This is a genomic window from Salicola sp. AFF1 (genome assembly GCF_056783195.1).
Genome location: NZ_JBXAYL010000116.1, coordinates 1 through 643, shown reverse-complemented (window position 1 = coordinate 643; position 643 = coordinate 1). Strand labels below are relative to the sequence as shown.

At 44.5% G+C, this 643-nt stretch carries 1 protein-coding gene; it reads right to left on the bottom strand.

Annotated elements, in window-relative coordinates:
- Positions 1-48: 48 nt before the first annotated feature.
- Complete coding sequence (locus tag AC1RQI_RS16980) at positions 49-615, bottom strand: DEAD/DEAH box helicase (protein ID WP_481905795.1); 567 nt, start codon at positions 613-615, stop codon at positions 49-51.
- Between the last annotated feature and the right edge of the window lie 28 nt (positions 616-643).

Sequence of the window (643 nt, the reverse complement as noted above, 5' to 3'; positions counted from 1 at the left end):
TGGAAGCAATCCCGGCTGGATACTGACCCACTCGACTCAAACCGGGACCTAAAATCTTCTGCCGCGCAGACTCCTAGTGCTTTTAACCTCTTTTGTTGGGACATCTTGCGCCAAGCAGGTGTCATCTGGAGCTCGATCAAAAATGTTGTGAGGCTCTCTCCACTCAGCCCATAAATCAAGCTTTCCTTTTGATGCCTTCTTTTTATAGGTGATGCCTGCGACAATATTACTCGGCCTCCAAGAAACATTAATTGGAGCCCCTCGCTCTCCCCCTAACCATCCAGATACTGTTCTCGCATTACTTATAAAAGGAGTAAGTAATAAAAACCTCAAATCAGAAAAGTCTCTTCTCAGGTTGGCAAGCAACAATTCCAATCTTGCGCCACGCTCTCCCTCTGCAAGTGAATGAGCCTCATCAACGATAGCTAGCTCAACATCTTGAAACCATTCTGGATGCGAGCGAAATAAAAGGTCCGTCTTTTCTGGAGTAGCAATTACAACGCCCTGAGATTCTCTTAACAGCTGCAATTCATACGGGTCCTCCTCAAATGCATTGCTTGCGCTAGTACTAAGGGATTCAAAAGTAGCCGAACATGATTTATAATAAACCTTTATTCACTGAATGATAAAGGAAACGGTTGAA